13 protein-coding genes and 1 tRNA gene are annotated in these 19375 nt (G+C 63.3%); 4 read left to right on the forward strand and 10 right to left on the reverse strand.

The window, feature by feature from the left end; translation table 11 throughout:
• Positions 1-5 precede the first annotated feature (5 nt).
• Both PV781_RS13965 and PV781_RS13970 read left to right on the forward strand, forming a co-directional pair.
• The gene (locus PV781_RS13965; RefSeq protein WP_274776242.1) at positions 6-1121 is read left to right on the forward strand and encodes an OpgC family protein; all 1116 of its coding nucleotides are present in this window, start codon (positions 6-8) and stop codon (positions 1119-1121) included.
• A 119-nt stretch (positions 1122-1240) separates the two neighbouring features.
• Positions 1241-1852, forward strand: coding sequence for an SGNH/GDSL hydrolase family protein (locus tag PV781_RS13970; protein ID WP_274776243.1), 612 nt, complete (start codon positions 1241-1243; stop codon positions 1850-1852).
• Between the two features lie 104 nt (positions 1853-1956).
• Here the strand turns inward: PV781_RS13970 and ppdK are convergent, their stop codons facing one another.
• On the reverse strand, positions 1957-4635 hold the full coding sequence (ppdK, locus tag PV781_RS13975; RefSeq protein ID WP_274776244.1) for a pyruvate, phosphate dikinase: 2679 nt from the start codon (positions 4633-4635) through the stop codon (positions 1957-1959).
• Between the two features lie 101 nt (positions 4636-4736).
• Positions 4737-4877: a DUF3096 domain-containing protein gene (locus tag PV781_RS13980; protein ID WP_209101257.1), complete on the reverse strand. Its 141-nt coding sequence runs from the start codon at positions 4875-4877 to the stop codon at positions 4737-4739.
• A gap of 212 nt (positions 4878-5089) precedes the next feature.
• Between PV781_RS13980 and PV781_RS13985 the strand changes: the two genes are divergently transcribed.
• Positions 5090-5926 carry an MBL fold metallo-hydrolase gene (locus tag PV781_RS13985; protein ID WP_274776245.1) on the forward strand — a complete coding sequence of 279 codons (837 nt, stop codon included), beginning with the start codon at positions 5090-5092 and terminating at the stop codon, positions 5924-5926.
• A 9-nt stretch (positions 5927-5935) separates the two neighbouring features.
• Here PV781_RS13985 and PV781_RS13990 read toward each other — a convergent pair whose 3' ends face one another.
• From PV781_RS13990 to PV781_RS14015, 6 genes are all read right to left on the reverse strand, one after another.
• Positions 5936-7102: an AGE family epimerase/isomerase gene (locus PV781_RS13990; protein WP_274776246.1), complete on the reverse strand. Its 1167-nt coding sequence runs from the start codon at positions 7100-7102 to the stop codon at positions 5936-5938.
• Between the two features lie 78 nt (positions 7103-7180).
• Entirely contained in the window at positions 7181-8392 is a 1212-nt protein-coding gene (locus tag PV781_RS13995) for an HAD-IIIA family hydrolase (protein WP_274776247.1), read from the reverse strand.
• 34 nt (positions 8393-8426) lie between these two features.
• Positions 8427-9467, reverse strand: a complete 1041-nt coding sequence (locus tag PV781_RS14000; protein ID WP_274776248.1) for a GHMP family kinase ATP-binding protein — start codon at positions 9465-9467, stop codon at positions 8427-8429.
• 91 nt (positions 9468-9558) lie between these two features.
• Entirely contained in the window at positions 9559-10533 is a 975-nt protein-coding gene (locus tag PV781_RS14005) for a GDP-mannose 4,6-dehydratase (protein ID WP_274776249.1), read from the reverse strand.
• Positions 10534-10554: 21 nt separating this feature from the next.
• Positions 10555-15489 carry a glycosyltransferase gene (locus PV781_RS14010; protein ID WP_274776250.1) on the reverse strand — a complete coding sequence of 1645 codons (4935 nt, stop codon included), beginning with the start codon at positions 15487-15489 and terminating at the stop codon, positions 10555-10557.
• A gap of 160 nt (positions 15490-15649) precedes the next feature.
• Positions 15650-15726: transfer RNA gene (locus PV781_RS14015), tRNA-Arg, on the reverse strand.
• Positions 15727-16368: 642 nt separating this feature from the next.
• Between PV781_RS14015 and PV781_RS14020 the strand changes: the two genes are divergently transcribed.
• Positions 16369-17829 (forward strand): M48 family metalloprotease, encoded by a 1461-nt coding sequence (locus PV781_RS14020; RefSeq protein WP_425532404.1) that lies wholly within the window; start codon positions 16369-16371, stop codon positions 17827-17829.
• 63 nt (positions 17830-17892) lie between these two features.
• On the opposite strand, the gene PV781_RS14025 is transcribed toward PV781_RS14020, so the two are convergent.
• On the reverse strand, positions 17893-18483 hold the full coding sequence (locus PV781_RS14025; protein ID WP_274776251.1) for a DUF2087 domain-containing protein: 591 nt from the start codon (positions 18481-18483) through the stop codon (positions 17893-17895).
• A gap of 276 nt (positions 18484-18759) precedes the next feature.
• Positions 18760-18954, reverse strand: a complete 195-nt coding sequence (locus PV781_RS14030; RefSeq protein WP_342455451.1) for a DUF2735 domain-containing protein — start codon at positions 18952-18954, stop codon at positions 18760-18762.
• Positions 18955-19375 lie beyond the last annotated feature (421 nt).

The raw sequence follows: 19375 nt of genomic DNA on the forward strand, positions 1-19375 counted from the left end.
GCCGCATGACAGGCGATGGCAGGCGGGTGAGCGTGGATTTCTGGCGGGGCTTCGCCCTGCTGACCATCTTCATCAACCACATCCCCGGAAACGTCGCCGGCAGCTTCACCTTCCGCAATTTCGGCATTTCCGATGCCGCTGAGTTGTTCGTCCTGCTCGCTGGAATCTCCGCCGCCTTCGCCTATCTGCGCCCGTTCGAACCCGGCGCGCGGGTGCGCATCACCGCTCGGATCTGGTTGCGCGCCTTCCAACTCTATGTGGCCCATCTCGCCCTGCTGCTGATCGCGGTGGCGGTGGTGGGAGGCTTCGTGGTGGTGAGCGGCGATGAGCGCGTCCTGGAATGGTACCACCTGGACGTGATCAGCCAGCAGCCCATCGAGGCGCTGGTGGGCATGGCGCTGCTCAGCTTCCAGCCGGCCTATCTGAACATTCTGCCGCTCTATGTGGCGCTCCTGCTGATGGCTCCGATCTTGATCCTGCTGATGCGGGCGAGCCTCCTGGTGGGCCTCGCCGCGTCGGGGGCGCTTTACCTGGTAACGCAATTCAGCGGCCTTGCGCCCGGGGTTTGGCCCAATCACGGGACTTGGTTCTTCAATCCCTTCGCCTGGCAATTCCTGTTCGCCTGCGGCCTTGCCATCGGGCGCCTCATCGCCACGGATGCGCCCCCGGTTGCGAACCGCGTGCTGGACGTTCTCGCTCCCCTCTATCTCGCCGCTACGTTGGCCTGGGTGATGGCCGGGATGCCCCTGCCCACCGACCTGTCGGCCCTGCCCGCCTTCCTGTGGGATCCAGACAAGACCAACCTCGCCCTGCCCCGGCTGCTGCATGTGCTGGCTCTCGTCTATTGCGTTTCGCGCCTGCCGCTCGAGAGCCTGCTGCGCGCCAGCCCTGCCGCGCAGCCGCTGATCGTGATGGGCCGGCACGCGTTGCCCGTCTTCTGCCTGGGAACCGTCCTCGCTTTGGCTTTGCAAATCCAAAGGGCAGTTTACGATGGGGGAGTGGTTTCCGACCTGCTCATCGTCGGAGCGGGATGCGCGATCCAATGGATGCTGGCGTGGGCGCTGGAATGGTACCGATCCGGTTCAAAGGCGGCATCGCGGAGATCCGCCGTCGCCTCGTGAGGTGCCCTGCCCTTTATCTTGGGGCGGCCGGGTGGCGGTTTGCGCGTCTCGCAGGCCTTGTCCTCGCCCTGACGCTTGCGGGCGAAACGATGGCAGCCTCCATATCGGGAACGTGCCGGGTGCCAGATATCTATCTGACCTTCGACAGCGTGCTCTCGCGCACCGAACGCCTCATCGACCGGGCCGCGCCGGTGCGCATTCTGGTCATTGGGCCGGAAATGGGCAAGGCGCCCCTGTCCACCAAGAAGCTGAGCAAGCTGGAGCAGGAGCTGGCGCACCGGCTGCCGGACATTCGCTTCACCATCCTCCAGGAACAGGCTGTGCCCGGACTGGCGCGGGAGGATTTCGGACGCATCCGGAACGCCGTCGAACGCACGCATCCCGATCTGGTGGTCTGGCAGGTCGGCACGGGGGACGCCCTGGCCGGGACCGATCCGGGGGATTTCTCCCGCGCATTGGACCAGGCCGCCCAATGGCTGGAAGGGCGGGACATCGACCTGATCCTGGTGGACCCGCCCTTCCTGCCCAATGTGCCGCACGAGGCACGGTATGGACGGATCGTCCAACAGATTGACACGGTGTCGGGCCGCGAGCGCCTGAACGTGCTCCAGCAATATGGAGCGACCAACTACCTGTTTTCCTCCCCCCAATCGGGCGCACGGGGGTCCAGTGGGCGCCTGTGCCTGCCGGAACTCCTCGCGGAAGCCATTTTGCGCTCCGCGACCCGCTAGGGGGCCATGGTGGAATCGCCGGAGGCAAGCCGCGCTTGTGCCACCCCCTTGAAACGACTTCGGCCCGCCAATGGCGGGCCGAAGCGATCCGGGAAGGCGTTTGATCAGGCCTGGCTGGCCGCCTTGCGGCCCAGCGCCGCCTGGGCTGCCGCAAGGCGCGCGATCGGCACGCGGAAGGGCGAGCAGGACACGTAGTCGAGACCCACTTCCTCGCAGAAAGCAACGGAGGCCGGGTCGCCACCATGCTCGCCGCAAATGCCGAGCTTGATGTCGGGACGGGACTGGCGGCCCCGCTCCACGCCGATCTGCACGAGCTCGCCCACGCCGTCGCGGTCGATGGAGACGAAGGGATCCACTTCCAGGATGCCCTTCTGAACATAGGGCCCAAGGAAGGTGCCGGCATCGTCGCGCGAGACGCCGAAGCAGGTCTGGGTGAGGTCGTTGGTGCCGAAGGAGAAGAACTCAGCCGCCTCGGCGATCTCCTTGGCGCGCAGCGCGGCGCGCGGGAGCTCGATCATGGTGCCCACCTGGAAGGTGAGCTTGGCACCGGTCTCGGCCTCGACCTCCTTCGCCACCTTCTGGATGACGGCGTTGACGATGTCGAACTCCGCCTTGGTGGCGATCAGCGGCACCATCACCTCCGGCACCACCATCTCGCCGGTCTTCTTGGCGGCGATGACGGCCGCCTCGAAGATGGCGCGGGCCTGCATTTCCGCGATCTCGGGGAAGGCGATGGCAATGCGGCAGCCGCGGAAGCCGAGCATGGGATTGACCTCATGCAGTTCCTTGTTGCGGCGGTCGATCCGCTCGATCTCCACCCCGAGGCTCTTGGCCACCTCCTGGGTTTCCGCCTCGGTGTGCGGCAGGAACTCATGCAGCGGAGGGTCCAGCAGGCGGATGGTGACCGGCAGGCCCTTCATGATCTCGAACAGCTCGACGAAGTCTTCCCGCTGCATGGGAAGCAGCTTGGCGAGGGCAGCGCGGCGCCCAGCCTCGTCGTCGGAAAGGATCATCTCGCGCACCGCCAGGATGCGGCCCGCATCGAAGAACATGTGCTCGGTGCGGGACAGGCCGATGCCCTCGGCCCCAAAGGACCGGGCCATGCGCGCGTCGAGCGGGGTTTCCGCATTGGCGCGGATCTTCAGGCGACGCACCTTGTCGGCCCAGCCCATAAGGGTGGCGAATTCGCCGGACAGCTCGGGCTGCTGCATCGGCACCTCGCCGGCCAGCACCTGCCCGGTGGAGCCGTCAATGGTGATCACGTCGCCCTTCTTGAAGGTGCGGCCGGACACGGTGAGCGTCTGGCCGGCATAGTCGATGCGCAGGGCGCCGGCGCCGGAGACGCAGGGCTTGCCCATGCCGCGCGCCACAACGGCGGCGTGCGAGGTCATGCCGCCGCGGGAGGTGAGGATGCCCTCGGCCGCATGCATGCCGTGAATGTCCTCCGGGGAGGTTTCCACGCGCACCAGAATGACCTTGCGGCCCTGGCCCTTCATGGCCTCGGCCTCGTCGGCGGAGAAGACGATCGATCCGGCCGCTGCGCCGGGCGAGGCCGGCAGGCCGGTGGCCACCACGTCACGGGGCGCCTTGGGATCGATGGCGGGATGCAGCAACTGGTCGAGAGCCGCCGGGTCGACGCGGGAGATGGCCTCTTCCTGGGTGATCAGGCCCTCGCTTGCCAGTTCCACCGCGATCCGGAGCGCCGCCTTGGCGGTGCGCTTGCCGGAGCGGGTCTGGAGCATCCACAGCTTGCCCTTTTCGACCGTGAATTCCAGGTCCTGCATGTCCCGGTAGTGGTTCTCAAGTGCCGTGGAGATGCGCTCGAACTCCTTGAAGGCCTCCGGCAGCGCGGTTTCCATGGACGGCTTGTCGGAACCGGCCTCCTTGCGGGCCTTCTCCGTGAGGTCCTGCGGGGTGCGGATACCCGCCACCACGTCCTCTCCCTGGGCGTTCACCAGGAACTCGCCATAGAGCGCCTTCTCGCCGGTGGAGGGGTTGCGGGTAAAGGCTACGCCCGTCGCCGAGGTCTCGCCCATGTTGCCGAACACCATGGCCTGCACGTTGACCGCGGTGCCCCAGCTCTCGGGAATGGTGTGCAGGCGACGATAGGTGATGGCGCGCTGGTTCATCCAGGAGCCAAACACGGCGCCGATGGCGCCCCACAGCTGCTCGTGGGGATCCTGCGGGAAGGGCTTGCCCAGTTCGGACAGCACCTTGGCCTTGTAGTCCACCACCAGCTTCGCCCAGTCGTCGGCGCTGAGGTCGGTGTCCAAGGTGTAGCTGTTCTGGAGCTTGTAATTGTCCAGCAGCTCCTCGAAGTGGTGATGATCGACCCCCAGCACCACGTCGGAATACATGGTGATGAAGCGGCGATAGCTGTCATAGGCAAAGCGCCGGTCGCCGGCGAGCTTGGCCACCGCTTCCACGGTCTCGTCATTGAGGCCGAGGTTCAGCACCGTGTCCATCATGCCCGGCATGGAGGCGCGGGCGCCCGAGCGCACCGACACCAGGAGCGGGTTGGCCGGATCGCCGAACGACTTGCCGGTGAGCGCGCCCACCTTGGCCAGGGCGACTTCCACTTCGCCCTTCAGCTCGGCCGGATAGGTCTCGCCGTGGGCGTAATAATAGGTACAGACCTCCGTGGTGATGGTGAAGCCGGGAGGAACCGGAAGGCCCAGATTGGCCATCTCGGCGAGGTTGGCACCCTTGCCGCCGAGCAGGTTCCGCATGTCGGCTTTTCCTTCGGCCTTGCCGTCGCCGAAGGAGTAGACCCATTTCGTCATCTGGAGATCCCTTGGGGTGGACACGCTTTACAGGAAGACTGCGCGGTTGCTTTAGCTCGCGCGCGCCGCGCCTTCAACTGCACTGTTGGCGCAGAACGCCCTCAATGCGGCACCAAGCCCAGAATCCCGATCAGAATCAGATAGATCGCCACCAGAATATTGAGCAGGCGCGGAAAGAGCAGGATCAGGATTCCGGCCACCAGGGCGACGATGGGCTGTAGGATCACCAAGTCGACCGTCATGCGATTTCTCCTTCGAGAGTCGCGGCGCCGCTCCCGGCCTGCCGCAAAGGTCCCGGCTGGTAAGACGATTGGCGGGCCGATTGGTTCCTGCTTTTCGCCCACGCCTCTCACGCCGCTGTGAAACACCGGCCATTGCAAAGCCATGGGGGTCTGTGCGGTCATGTGGCTCTCAAGCGAGCTTTGCGCGGGGCTTTGCCAGACGGGGGACGGCCATGGGGTGGAGTGCCGCGATTGCAGCATCACGCAAGGTCATGCCGGCGCTCGGGACCGCTCTTGGGCTCGCACTCACCGCGCTCGCGGCGACGCCGGCGCTCGCCCAGCCGGAAAAGTGCCCCCGCATGGTGGCGCAGGCGCCGTTCCGTGTGATTCCCGCGGCCTTCCGTCCCGCCGCAGCGGAGGCTGGAGAGGTGCGGCTGACCTTTGTCGGTCACGCCACCTTCTTGATCGAGAGCCCGGCGGGCGTGACCATCGCCACTGACTATAACGACTATGTCCGCCCGAACATGGTGCCCATGGTCGTCACCATGAACCGGGCGCACGACACGCATTATACCGACCATCCCGACCCGGGAATCGCCCATGTGCTGCGCGGCTGGAACCCTGCGGGAGGCGCAGCGAACCACGAGCTCACCCTGGAAGATGTGTGGATCCGCAACGTGCCCACCAACATCCGGCAGGGGGCCAGCACCTTCTATGACGGCAATTCCATCTTCGTTTTCGAGGTGGCGGGTCTATGCATCGCCCATCTCGGCCACCTCCACCATGTGCTGACGGCCGATCACCTGGAGGCCATGGGACGCATCGACGTGGTACTGGCCCCCGTGGATGGCTCCTATACGCTCGACATTGATGGGATGCTGGAAACGCTGAAGGCCATCAACGCACCATTGGTCATCCCCATGCACTATTTCAGCACCTGGGGCCTAGACCGCTTTCTCAGCCGGCTCAGCCAGGACTATGCGGTGACCCGCTCGGCCTCCCCAACCGTGATGCTTTCCCGCGAGACCTTGCCCGCAAAGCCGACCATCCTTGTGCTGCCGGGCCGGTGATCGCCCGGGCTACCCAGCAGAGCCGGCGGCGTAGCCCTCGATCACGTCGAAGGCGCACATGATGTGGTAGAGGCTGCTCGCGCGGCTGGGTTCGGCGACCGGTTCGCCCCGCGCATCAATGTGCTCCCACCAAGCCCCGGGCACCGGATGAGCGAAGAAGCGCATCAACCCCCGTGTGGCGCGCGCCGCGCGATCCAGCGAAGCCTCGCGCTCCCCATCCGTGGATGCGATGGCGGCCATGGCCACATGGGCCTTGATGCGCTCTGTCTGCGGCCAAAGGCGGGCCCGATCGTCGCGCACGGTCAAGTCAGCATTCAGTTCGTTGAGCGCAAGGTCGCGTTGGGGATCAACCCCATGGGTCTCGGCCAGATCCACCAGCCGGCGCGCTGCCGCCAAGGCATCGGCTCGCCCTCGCATGGTGCCCCAGCGCGTGAGCAGCCAGGCCCATTCGAACTGGTGGCCGGGCTCCACAACCGAGCCCGCTTTATCGGACAGCGCCCCCCAGTCGCCGTCATAGAACTCCCGAAGCGCCCCCGTATCCTCGGCCAGGAAGCGGTCGAGGCACAGGCCGGCCACCTCGTCGGCCAGCGCGTCCCACTGCGCACCGCCTGCCGTTGCGCGCCAGGCCAGGCTGGCCTCGAAGACGTGCATGTGGGGATTGGCTTTCAGGGGCAAGGTGCGCGGCAAAGCTTCCTCGAAGCCCCGCTCAGGGTGACGGAACCCGTCCATCCGCGCGCGGATGGCATTCGCATGGGCGAGGAGCGCGGGCGGCCGTTCTCCCACACCATGGGCGGCGGCAAGGCCGAATAGCACGAAGGCATGGTCGTAGAGGTCGAACTGCCGGCTGAGCGGCCGCCCCCCGGCCTCCACCAGCGGCACGATGGCGCCATCTTCGTCGAGATGCTGCCGCTCCAGAGCCTCCAGGCCATGGCGCACCACATCCCGGGCCGGGCCCGTCCATCCCCGATGCTCGGCGGTGGCAAAGGAGAAGATCTGCCGCCCCACCACCCGCGCCCGGCGCGGGTCGTCGGTCGGCTCCCCTTCCGGCGTCAAGCGCTCCACAAATCCACCCGCATTCTGGTCCACGCCCCGATCGGCCCAAAGCGGCAGCGCGATCTCGAACAGGAAGGAGCGCAGGTCAGTGCGGGCGGCTTCCAATGCGTGGGATACCATCATGATCGCCTCGTGAGCCTCTCGCGTCGCCGTTCCGTCACCGCATGACCGGCGCTGGCAGACTGGATCGTGAAATTGGCGTTAGAGCGGGGACAGCAGGCCTGCCACAAAGGCATCAAGGTTGCCGCCAGGGAAGAGATGGCCCTTCACACCTGCTGCCGAAGCAGCCGCAAGGTCACTGTCGCGATCCCCAACCAGGAAACTGCGCTCCACATCCACCGGCCATCGCTTCAATAGATCGACCAGCATTCCCGGTTCGGGCTTGCGCCAATCTGAAACCTTTCGAAAGGCCGCAACCGTGCCGTCTGGATGATAGGGACAGAACCGCTCGTCATCGAGGAAAGCGCCGACCTCGGCGAGCCCGTCGCGGATGTGGCCACGCACCGCGCGATAGCCCCCCTCATCATACAGCCCCTTGGCAATGCCGGCCTGGTTGGTCACCACAAAGGCGTAGTAGCCCGCTTGGTTGACCCGCCGCACCGCTTCGCGCGCGCCTTCAACCCACTCGAAGCGGTCCACGCTGCCCACATGGCCGTGATCCAGATTGAGGACCCCGTCGCGATCAAAGAAAACGGCTGGACGACGACGATGGCTCGGAATTTCCGTTTGCGCCCGCTGATAATCGTCGGGAATACCGATATCGATGAAGTAGCCGGTCCTCGGCACCCCCCTCAAAGCGCCGCCGTGGGCAAGGCCCGGCAGGACGTCCTGCTCGAGCGAGCATTGCGGCGCCAAATGGTCCAAAAGCGCACGGCGGAACAGATACACCCCGGCATTCACGAGGCCCGAACCCGGTGTTTCCGGCCTGGCTGAGAAGTCGGTGACGCGATCCTCATTCATCTCCACCACGCCGAAGCGGCCAGTATCTTCAAGGATACGCAAGCTCAGAACCCCGGTGGCGTCTGGAGATGCCGCGGCGCAGTCGGACAGGTCCGACAACAGCACATCAAACCAGGAATCGCCGTTCAGCAGAAAGAAGACGTCGTCCAGGTGCTCCCGTGCATGCCAAAGCGCGCCCCCGGTTCCGGCTCGGTCCGGTTCGACGCACACATCCACCTTAAGGTCGAGGTGAAGGCGCACGGGAAGATCGGCGGCCATGGCCCGGATTTGCTCGGATTCAAAAGCCGCAAGCAGCACGATGCGCTCGACGCCCTGACGCGCCACCTCCTCGACGAGGATCTCCAGAAAGGGACGCCCCGCCACCGGCAGGAGCGGCTTGGGGCATCTTGCGGTCAGTTCGCCAAGACGCGTGCCGAGACCTCCGCACAGGATCGCCGCCTGCTTCACGCGCATGCCTGTCCCCCACCTTGGCCAGCTTCGTCCAACATCAGAACTGCCAAGTCTCGCACCCGCGATGGGTGAACTTCACCGGGCTGGAGGATGCCCCTGCCCGTCCGAGCACATCCAGCAAGCGATAGCGATGCTCGGGATGCACCAGAAAGAACATGAAGCCGCCACCGCCAGCCCCGGAGACCTTCCCCGCCAGAGCCCCATTGTCCTTGGCGAGGGCCACGAGCTCATGGATCCGATCGGTGGAAATGCCATCCGCCGTCCTCTGCTTGGCCTGCCAGGACGCATCGAGGATTTCGGCCATGCGATCGATCTGCCCCAGCAGCAGCGCCCGCTTCATCTCCGCCGCATCGGCCTTGAGTTGGTGCATCGCGTCGATGGTCTTGGTCGAATGCGCGTTCAGGCCTGCCGTCTGCCGGTCGATGATGGCAGCCGAGCTGCGCGAGCGGCCGGAAAAGCAGACGACGAGCGAGGATTCCAATTCATTGTTGACGGCTTCGCGCACACGCAACGGATTTACGATGACCCGGTCGCCAGCGAGGAACTCGATATAGTTGATGCCGCCGAACGCCGCCGCATATTGGTCCTGCCGGCCACCCGACAGGCCGAGATCGATGCGCTCGATCTCATAGGCGAGGTGGGCGACATCGTAATCACCGAGCGGGGCACCGAGGATGGCTCGCATGCCATTCACCAGCGCCACCACGAGCGCGGAGGATGAGCCAAGCCCAGAACCGGCCGGCGCATCCACCGTCGTCCGTATGGTCAGTGCGAGGCGACGCCCGTCGTTGAACTCCCGGATCATGCGTTCATAGACGCCCCGATGAAGCAGCAGGGCGGCGCCATCGAGAGGCGAATCCAGGTCAAAGGTCTCAACCACGCCCGTGTCATCGGACTCAAAGACGATTTTGTTGTCGTCCCGTGGCAGGAAGGACGCGAACGCATAGCGGTCCACGGTGACGTTGAGGACCGCGCCTCCAAAATCATCGCAGTACGGGGAAAGATCCGTGCCGCCACCTGCTAGTCCAAGGCGCAGCGGTGCGCGGGCGCGCGTCCGCCGGAAGGTTTTCGAGTACATGCGACGCCCCCAGAATCCAACATCAGACCTGCCCAACCCCTCAGCACGTGCGCGCCTGGGCAAGCATTTAAGCCCCAACCCCAAGCAACAATTAAACGCCCGCCAAGTCGCGTTCAAAGGCTGCAAGTTCGAAATCAAGGACATCCCTGACAGTCTGGCGCAAGGGCACAGAGGGGCTCCATCCCGTCGCCTCCCGCAGCTTTCGCGTCGACCCCACGATCACCGGTTCGTCTGACGGCCTCAGAAGTTTTGGATCCACTTCATAAGGGAGTTCGCGACCAACCGCTTCGAAATACATAGTTAAAACTTCACGGATCTGGACGATATTTTCGGCGCAAATGTTGAACGCCTCACCATCCGCTCCACTCTTCGAAAGCAGGATAAGCGCAGCCACCATATCGCGAATATCGATGATTGCGCGGCGGGTCTCCAGATTACCGACTTTCACTGGATGTCCCAGGCGAAGCGCCTGCACGACCGAGCGCCCAAAATCGGAAACCACGTCATTCCGCTTGCGAGGGCCAGTGCAATTGAAGATGCGGGCCCGAACCCCGCGAATGCCGAAATTCACATGATACTGGTAGGTTAAGAGGTCTTGACCCACCTTGCTGACGCCGTAGGGGTGCAGGGGCAGCAAGGGCGCGTCCTCGTCGACTGGAACCCGCTCCGGAGTGAGGCTAGCACCATAGGCAGCGGAGGAACACGCAACAACGATCCTAGGATCATACCCCGACGCCGATTTCATGTCCTTCACCGCCTCGAAAACATTGACGGTGCCAATAAGATTCACATCCAAAGTCGTCCACGGATCAAGCCACGAGACAGTCGGCAAGCTTTGAGCTGCCAAATGATAGATCACGTCAGGGCGGAACTTTTCAATAATCTCATACGTGGCCTCACGATCGGTAACGTCTAGCGGAGTGAATGCAACGTCGCCCCTCACAGTCGCCAGATCAATTGTGGGCTTAAAGAAGGTGGCAACCACCTCTTCGCCTGCACCGACGAGCGCCTCCGCGAGGTGAGAACCGATGAGTCCGGCAGCCCCAGTAATCAATACCTTGACCATGATATCGCTCCACACACCAACCTAGTTGGCGCCAAATTCGGGGACGAAGCCGCCCAGAAGTCTTTCAATTGCCTTCTGAGAATATTCGCGATCGATGAATGCGAGCGCCTTCAGGGCTCGATCTTGGGCATCACGCGGGTTGTCGATTGCCCGCAGAATCATGGACGCGAAATCCTCGGCAGCCTCCGCCACAAAGGATATGTCTTCCGCATTTTCAATACCTTGCGCTCCTACCGGGGTCATTACCACCGGGGTTCCCTGGCCCATTGCCTCAATGACTTTGCCCTTCACACCGGCACCATAGCGCAGCGGCACGACAGACAAAGCACAGGAATGATAGAGCTCCGCGAGTTCCTCATCCGACACCCGGCCACATATTCTGACATCCGGAGCGGCGAGTTCCAGAACTTGGCGTGGCGCGTTTGACCCTGCGACATCCAGGGTAATGGATCTCCCCTTGCTGCGCAGGATCGGCATCACCTCATTCACGAACCAAACAATCCCGTCGACATTAGGCGTGTGAGAGAACCCTCCGACGAACATCAGCCGATGGGGGTCGCGATGCTGTGGCATCGCGAGGCGAGTTCTGGCACCTTCGATGTGCCGCTCAGATAGGATCGTAATGGGAAACGCGACCACCTGCACATTTGCCGGCAGGCGCGACCTCATATAAGCGGCCTCCACTTCACCGGGATAGAAGACAACATCGCTCTGCACGCACACGCCATACTCCATGGCATCGCATCTCTTGGCTTCCGCCAGCAAGGATGCAGAACCTGTTAATTCATATTGCTTACGCAGCCGATTCCCGTGAATATCATGACCATAATAAAATACCTTTGCAGAAGAATGACACCTGATCAAATAAACATACTTTTGGGAAACATGCGGACGACTCAGAAATGCATAATCAAAATAATCCCCAAATTTCTTGATCCACTCCTCAAATACATAATCAAACCCGCTTCCATAGATCACTTCCACGCCTAGTTTTTGAAGCTCAAGTGTATATTCTTTATCTCGGTTCAGGTTGTCCGGCCAGAAAGTGACGCGAAAACCCTTGTCTAGAAACAGGCGGATATACTGGTAGATCGTTCGCGACCCAGCATCCCTGTCCCATTGGGGCACATAATGATCGACAAAGAGAATATGCGGCTTTGCAGCAGAATGGTCGCGGGCCAGGAACACGTCCTCACCATTCGGAAAATGCTCGCGCTCGAGAACCTCTCCCCAGCGCTCGATCAACTTCCTGGTGTTGCTGACCTGGTAAGCCTTGATACCGGACGAAACGTCGCGCCCATGGCTGCGGCCCTCATGGTGGATGACCTCGGCGAAGGGCTGGTACACTGACCGCATCCCCTTGGCGCGTACGCGGAAGGCAATGTCCGCATCTTCGCAATAAGCCGGCGAGAAGTGCGGATCGAAGCCCTCTAGCTCACGCCAGACCGCCGTGGGCAAGGCAATCGCCGCGCCGGAGCAGTAGTCTGCGTCCTTCAGATAGTTGAACTCCGGACGGCGGGGGTCCTGGTTGCGGCCAAAATTCCAGGCCGATCCATCCTTCCAGAAAATTCCGCCAGCCTCCTGAAGAGTGCCGTCCCAGTTCAGGAGCTTGGAGCCAACGAGGCCGATCCCCGGATCGTCATCCAACGTTCCGACAAGCCTGTCCAGCCAACCGGACAGGATAAGGGTGTCATTATTCAGGAAAACGACATTCCGGCCGGACGCAAATTCGGCTACCCTGTTGCAGTTTCCAAGAAAACCCAAGTTCTGCGTGTGCCGTACCACCTGAACGACCCCGCCGATGCCGGACAGGATATCGGGCGTCGCATCCGGAGACTTGTCGTCTCCTATGATGATCTCGTAGGCGACGTCGGTCTCCTGCTCCAGAAGAGACACGAGGCAGGCGAGCGTGTCGAGGAGATTGCGATAAATGGGTATGATAATGGACGCGTCGAGCTGCCCCTTCTGGTGCATCGCCCTCTGGGTGGAAAGGAAGCGCGCACGGACAAACAGCGCGCGGAATTCCTGCGAAGTCAGGAAGTCCAGCGGAGCGTCGGAAAACCGCTCGATCGCCGCATAAAGATAACGGTAAAGATTGATTTGCCCGCTTCGCCCGCTGTCTGAGAGATAGTCATTGGCAGCCTGTGGCAACCAATACTCGATCACCGGAAGCTCTTCGCGCAGGTCCAGACCAAGATCGGCCGTCTCGCTCCGTCGAAGCATTTCGTCGACGCCGCCTGCTCCCTCTTCTCCATCAAGCATCTCGCCGAAAAGGTCCGACCGGCGCTGGCGCGAAAACGCCAGAAATTGGCGGGCAAGCGTCACGTCTGGATCGCGCGAGAACGAACGTCCTTCCGCTCGACCAAATAGCAGATAGTGGACGAACGGGTTCCCGCCGTCGGCCGCAACATCAGGATTGAGCGAGGTGTAGGCCTGGGTCTGAAATGCCGGATTTGGATCCCGCCCCTCTCGTGCCCCATGCCACACAAAGTGGACCAGCGGATTCTCGCCGGCCGACAAGACGTCGCGATTGCGCGCCAGATACCAATCGCCCTCGAAATAGGCATGGGGCGATCTCCCCTCGCGCCACCCCCAGACCAGGTAATGCAACAGGGGGTGGACGCCCGCAGCAGCCACATCCGGCGAATGGGAGAGATAATAGGCAGGATCGAAAAGGGGGTGAGGCGAGAGGTGGAACAGGGCAGGGTTAGTGGCATAATGACTGAGCCAACGCGCATCCTGCCTCAGCTCCGGCATTTGGCCGGCCATCCAATCGAGGTCGATCAGCGGGTGAACCGGCCGATGTTCACCTTCGCCGAACGCACGGAAATGGGCGAAAGCGTCCGCCTCTCGCTCGGCCACATCCGGATTTCTCTCCAGATAATAGTCGGGCAGGAAGAACGGATGCGGGGAAAGCCGCGGCCGCTCAGCCGACGATGCATAAGCAAACGGAGCCGGCAGGTTATTGAGAGCCCCGGGATGGCGCGATGCAAACCAGTAGGAGTGGAACAGCGGATGAGGCTCCAGCCCATCCTTCACACCCCGGCGCACGAAATGCGCCAGGGCGTCCGCCCCTGCCTCCGGTGTGCGGGCGAGGTACCAGGGAGCGTCGACCAAACCCAGCGCCTGCAAGGCAGACCGCGCACGCCGGCCCGGCCGGCTCGTGCGGAGGCGCGGCTGCTCGCGGCGAAGGGCATCACGGACCTCGCTGGCCGCATATCTGCGCTCGCTGGCGATCCGGGCGCGCAGGCTTGCGACTGCACCATGCGTCAGTGCTTCCATACGCTGGGCGAGCGCTCGGCTGAGTTCACGGCGCTGGGCGTCCTGGAGACGGCAGATCTCCTCCCGCCCTGCCTCGAGCGCCGCACGCAGGGCCTCGACTTCATCCTCCCGAGTTTGAAGGAGATCTTGTATTTCCTGGCTCGGTCCCTGGCACTGCAAATCGTGAATGGTCAGCTGAGCGTCGCGCAAGGCGCTGGCCAATTGCGCCGCATTGTCCAGCGCTGCCTTCAGGGCGAAATTGCGCCGCTCAAGCTCCTCGGCAAGTTCAGCGCTGCGATCCTCGGCGTGCTGCGCCGTGGCCTTCAGAATCGCGATTTCCGCCGATACGACCTCAGCATGAGCCCGGGCCTCGTCAAGCTCCCGCTCCTGCTCAGCGATTTTCCGTTGGAGCGTGTCGTTGGAAACACGCGCGAGAGAAAGAGCGGCGTCTCTTTCCTGAATTTCGGCGGCTCGGGCGCTCGCCGTTTGGTCGCGCTCTTCGGCGGCGAGCGCAATCTGGACCCTCAGATCATCGCGCTCGCCGGCAAGCTGCTCTATCTGCCGCTCAAGTTCCGCACTATTGGCTTGGGCATGAACAAGCTCGGCCTCTTTTCCCTGGAGACTTTCCACTTGATTGCGAAGGTGAGCACGTTCCCCCGAAATATGCTCCAGCTGCTGCTGATACTCCGTGGCAATCGCTTGCACACGTAATAGCTCGGCGCCCGCCTCCCTGAGCCGCCCCAATTCGTTACGCAGGACTTCCAACTCAGCACGCGCGGCTTCCAAATCGGTGCGCACGGGCGCAAGGACGGTGCGCTCGGCTGCAAGATCGCGCTCTGCCGTTGCGAGCCATTGCTCGAGCTGAGCAACCCGCTTGCGCAGTGCCTCGTCCTCTTCGTGGAGGCCTGAAGCCCAGGCAAGGGTCTTGTCGTGCTCGAACCACAGGTCGTCATCTGGACAATAGAAGACGGAGTGGGGATCCACCTTCCACTCCACCGGCTGGGTGGAACAAAACGCCAGGAAATACTCGGGATCGGGCAGTCGTGCGACACCATCATCCACATTGAGGCCGCCGCTGCCGTGCTCCCCCACATAGCCCCGATAGGCCGGCTCCTTAGGTAAGGGCACACCCTTGTCGGAGGAGCCTAGGGAAGAGACGAGGGCCATGCGCTGGCCCAACAGATGCACGTGCTTGAACGACTTCCCAAGAAGCATGGCGAATTCGCGCTTATCGAATTCATTCAGGTGAAAGACGTTCGGAGCCTTGAACCGGTTATAGACTGGCTTGTTGGGGGTTGAAACGATGAATAGACCGCCCGGCCGCAGCACGCGGTGAATTTCCGCGACCATCTTTTCTTGCTGTTCTGGAGTGACGTGCTCGATGATTTCCAACGCTGTCACGACATCGAAGCATTCGTCCGCAAATGGCAGCTCAAATGCGCTGCCGACCTGGAACAGCACCTTTCCCGGCACGCCGTACAGTACCGCCGCCGCCCCGACGCTTCCCGCGTCCACGTCGATGCCGGTAATGCGGGCCGCACATTCGCCCAGCAAGGCTGTGCCATAGCCGTCGCCGCACCCCACGTCGAGCACTTGGAGGCCCCGGACGAAGTCGCGACAGACCGCGTAGCGATGCATGTGTTCGTAGGCGATCCGCCCCTTCATGTCGGGCGTAAACCGTTCCAACTGCTGCACCTGCACCCCCCACCGGAGACTTCTTCGGCAGCACTTATCGCAAATGGTGCGCTGACGAAAGATGACAATCTAGGCGACCACTCGCCAAGCCGGGCTTTTGCGATTTCCGGTCACGCATGAAATTTCTCGTTAGCGGAATACCGACCGATACCCGGCGACGTGGCCTCCCGGAAGGGATTCGAACCCCTGACCCCAGGTTTAGGAAACCTGTGCTCTATCCTGCTGAGCTACCGGGAGACACCGCCGCACGCCGCCCTGAACGCGCAGGGCGATGCCCGCTATATGGGCCGGATCGCCGCCTGCGTTCAAGAGCCGAGGTGAACGGCACCGTGGGAAAGGATCGCACCTTGGGGAAAGGTCCGGTAAGAAAGGGTGAGCATGGTGGGAGGCGGGGTGCCTTGGAGGATGGGCCGCGGCCCGGTAAAATGCCGCGATGAGTGCGTTCCGCGAAAAGTCCCGCAGTGACCGGGACACCCTTTGCCTGGTCCAAGGAGACGTGGCGCGCGTTTCATCACCCGTTCAGCTTCCCGTTCGACAATGGACGCGCGCGGGGAGGACGCACATGGGGCGCAACGGGGAAGGAGCCATGGCAGCGGCAGTCAAGACAACGCCTTGCCCGCGCCACTCTCCCGCCACGTTGAACGGCACTTTCGTGAGGACGCGCGCGATGCGCCCTTGGTTCGCGCATGCGGGCGTACCGGACGCGGGCGCGTATGAAGTGGGCGCGACCGGATCCCGATGTCAGCCCACGCGAGCGCGGGCTAACGGCAAGGGTGGCGCGACGGAGGAGATGGATCGGTGAGCGGGCTGGGCAGGGCCGCAGGGACGAGTGAAGGCACTGCGCCCGTCGGGCGCGGCGGATTCGTCGTGCGCGCCTGTATGGCGGGCCTTGCGCTCTCTCTCCTTCTGTCTGGCTGCGCCGGCATTGATGCCGACCGGTTGGGGACGCCCGTGGGCCCAGCGCAAGCCCACGCGTCCACCGACGCCGACATGACCCCCGCCCAGAGACGGGAGCACGATCGCCTCGTGGCGAGCTATGGCGGGGCCTATGAAGACCCGGAGCTGAAGGCGCTCATCCAGCAGGTGGTGGAACGCCTCGTCGCCGCCTCCGAGCGGCCGGACCTTAAATATCGCGTGACGGTGCTGAACTCCCCCGCCATCAACGCCTTCGCCATGCCGGACGGCTCGCTTTATGTGACACGTGGGCTGCTCGCGCTGGCCAATGATACGTCCGAGCTTTCCTCCGTGCTGTCGCATGAAATGGCGCATGTCATCGCCCGCCATGCGTCCATCCGCGAGGACCAGGTCAAGCAGGCGGTGCTGGTGAGCCGCGTCATATCCGACGTGGTGAACGATCCCGACATGGGCGCGCTCGCCATGCAGAAGTCGCGCATGTCACTGGCGAGCTTCTCCCGCGGCCAGGAATTGGAGGCGGATGCCATCGGCGTCGGCATCTCCGCGCGCGCCGGCTTCGACCCCTATGGCGCCTCCCGCTTCCTGACCGACATGGGCCGCCACGCGGAGATCAAGAGCGTGGGCATTGGTGGCGCCGCGGCCCAGACCACGCCGGACATGGACTTCCTGTCCAGCCATCCGGCAACCCCCGAGCGCATCTCCATCGCCATTGCCAATGCGCGCGAATACGCCTCCATGCCGGTTGCTGCGACCAATGCCGGCGAGCGGGACCGAAACGCTTATCTTTCCGCCATCAATGGCATGGTCTATGGCGACGACCCCAAGGAAGGCTTTGTCCGCGGCCGCAAGTTTTTCCATCCCAAGCTCGGCTTCACTTTCGTGGCGCCGGAAGGCTTCTCGCTGGAGAACACCTCCCAAGCGGTGCTGGGAGCGACCGCCTCCGGCACGGAGGCCTTGCGCCTCGACGCGGTACGCGTGACAGGCGATCAGTCGCTCGGCCAGTATTTGTCGTCCGGCTGGATCGACGGGGTGGAAATCAATTCCGTCGAGACATTGACTGTGAATGGCTTCACCGCGGCCACCGCCCTGGCACGGGGCGAGCAATGGTCGTTCCGCATGTTCGCCATCCGGTTCGGATCGGACGTCTATCGGCTGATCTTCGCCGCCCGAACCCTCACCCCCGAGATCGACCGACAATTCCGGGCAGCCGCCGACACGTTCCGCCGCGTATCCAGCGACGAGGCGGAGACGGTGAAGCCGCTGCGCCTGCGCATCGTCTCGGTGGGCCTGGGAGACACGCCGGAAAAGATGGCGGCCCGGATGCAGGTTCCGGACCGCCCCCTGGAGCGCTTCCTCATTCTCAACGGCTTCGACAAGGACACCAAGCTGCGCTACGGCGAGAAGGTGAAGATCATCGCCGAGTGAGCGGCCAAGCCCCTCCGGGAGCATAGCGTCGCCTTTACGTTTCCCGCTTTCTCCAGCGCACTCTCAGGCGTTTGGCGGAGCCATTGCGGTAGGGGCGGACCTCAACCCCAGCCGCTGCACATGGCTGATGAGCGCCCGCGCGTCGGGCGGGGGCCGGCGCTCCACGCGCCGATAGGTGCGCCCATCGGGGGTGCGGTCCACCAGGCCCGCGTCGAACAATTCCCGCCGCAGCAGCGCATGATCGCCAAAGGTGTGCCAGCGCGCCAGCGCTTCATTCACCCGCGCCTCGGCGCCCAATGCACCCGGCTCAAGGCGGGACCAGAGCACCCACAGGCACAGAGCGCGTTCCGCGGCGCGGCCGGGCCAGCGCACAAGGCGACCCTCGGCATCGAAATGGCGCGTCGTCCGACGCACCCGCTGGAGATCCGCGGTCGGCTCCTCGGCGGGCGGTGCATCCAGCGCCCGGGCAAGCGCCGCGGCGGCACCGGCCTGCGCGCGCAAATGCTGGAAGTTCCGCAAGCCTGCGGCCCGCGCCAGCATGTTGAGCAGTTCCAGATGGGTGGGGACCGCCTCTGTGCCGGCCAACTGGCCCCGCAGAGACTTGGCGAAGGCCGAGATGTCGGCGGTGGCGAAAGGAAGAGGTGTTCTCGACATGGGGCGTCCTCGCATGCCGCGGGTCCCGGAGGGATGTCGGAGTCACCGGCTTGCGACGCGGCAGGAGCGCGAGTCGAAAAAGAAGCGAGAGAGCAGGTTTAGCTTCCCCGATGGCGGGGCGGTGACGTCTCGGTGAACTGCGGACCGTGCGTGGCCTTCTAAAGGAAGTGGACGCCGGCTTCAAGGCAAGAGGAGGACAAGGAGGACCCGAAATGATTTGGGCCGCGCCCCTCTTCGGAGCGCGGCCCGCTTACCGCTTGCATTGACATGAAGGTCTCACTGCTTGTGCGGCTGATCTTCCTTGATGGCAGCTTCGTGATACCAGCTGCTGCCAAGCACGGACTTGGTGAGGCCGAGAGCGGCGAGTTCCGCCATCAACTTGTCCTCAGGCTGACGACTGCGCAGGCCGGACCGGCCTCCCGTAGGGAAGGTGTAGATTTTGGCAGAGCCACTTCCATGGTTCATAGTCATTCCACTTCGTATGTTTGCCGGATGCCCTCACGAGCATCCCGTTGGAGCTCTTATAGCACGGATACGCCGAGACGTGCACAGCAAATATCCATCCTTTTGCATAACATGCATGTTTTTTAGGCATGTCTATTTTTGCTGTGCGACATCGGCATCATTCAACACTGACAAGCTATTGCGAGGCTGTTTTGCGCAGCGCACAGAGGCTTGCCACCTAAATGTTCACTGCACTTTTTTTGTTCCTCAGGCCTCTTGCATTGCGATCACGTTCGATGCAGCCGCCTAAACCGCCTGTTTAGCAGGCAAACCGGTGACAAAGCAGGCACATTGCCAAAGCATGAAAGGAAACAGGGGTTTGCTCTCATTCCCCCGACCTCGTCGTCGTGCGACGGTCCGCTCTCCCCACGACCAGAGCCGAGTTGGC

The sequence above is a fragment of the Aquabacter sediminis genome (genome assembly GCF_028863665.1).
Taxonomy (GTDB): domain Bacteria; phylum Pseudomonadota; class Alphaproteobacteria; order Rhizobiales; family Xanthobacteraceae; genus L1I39.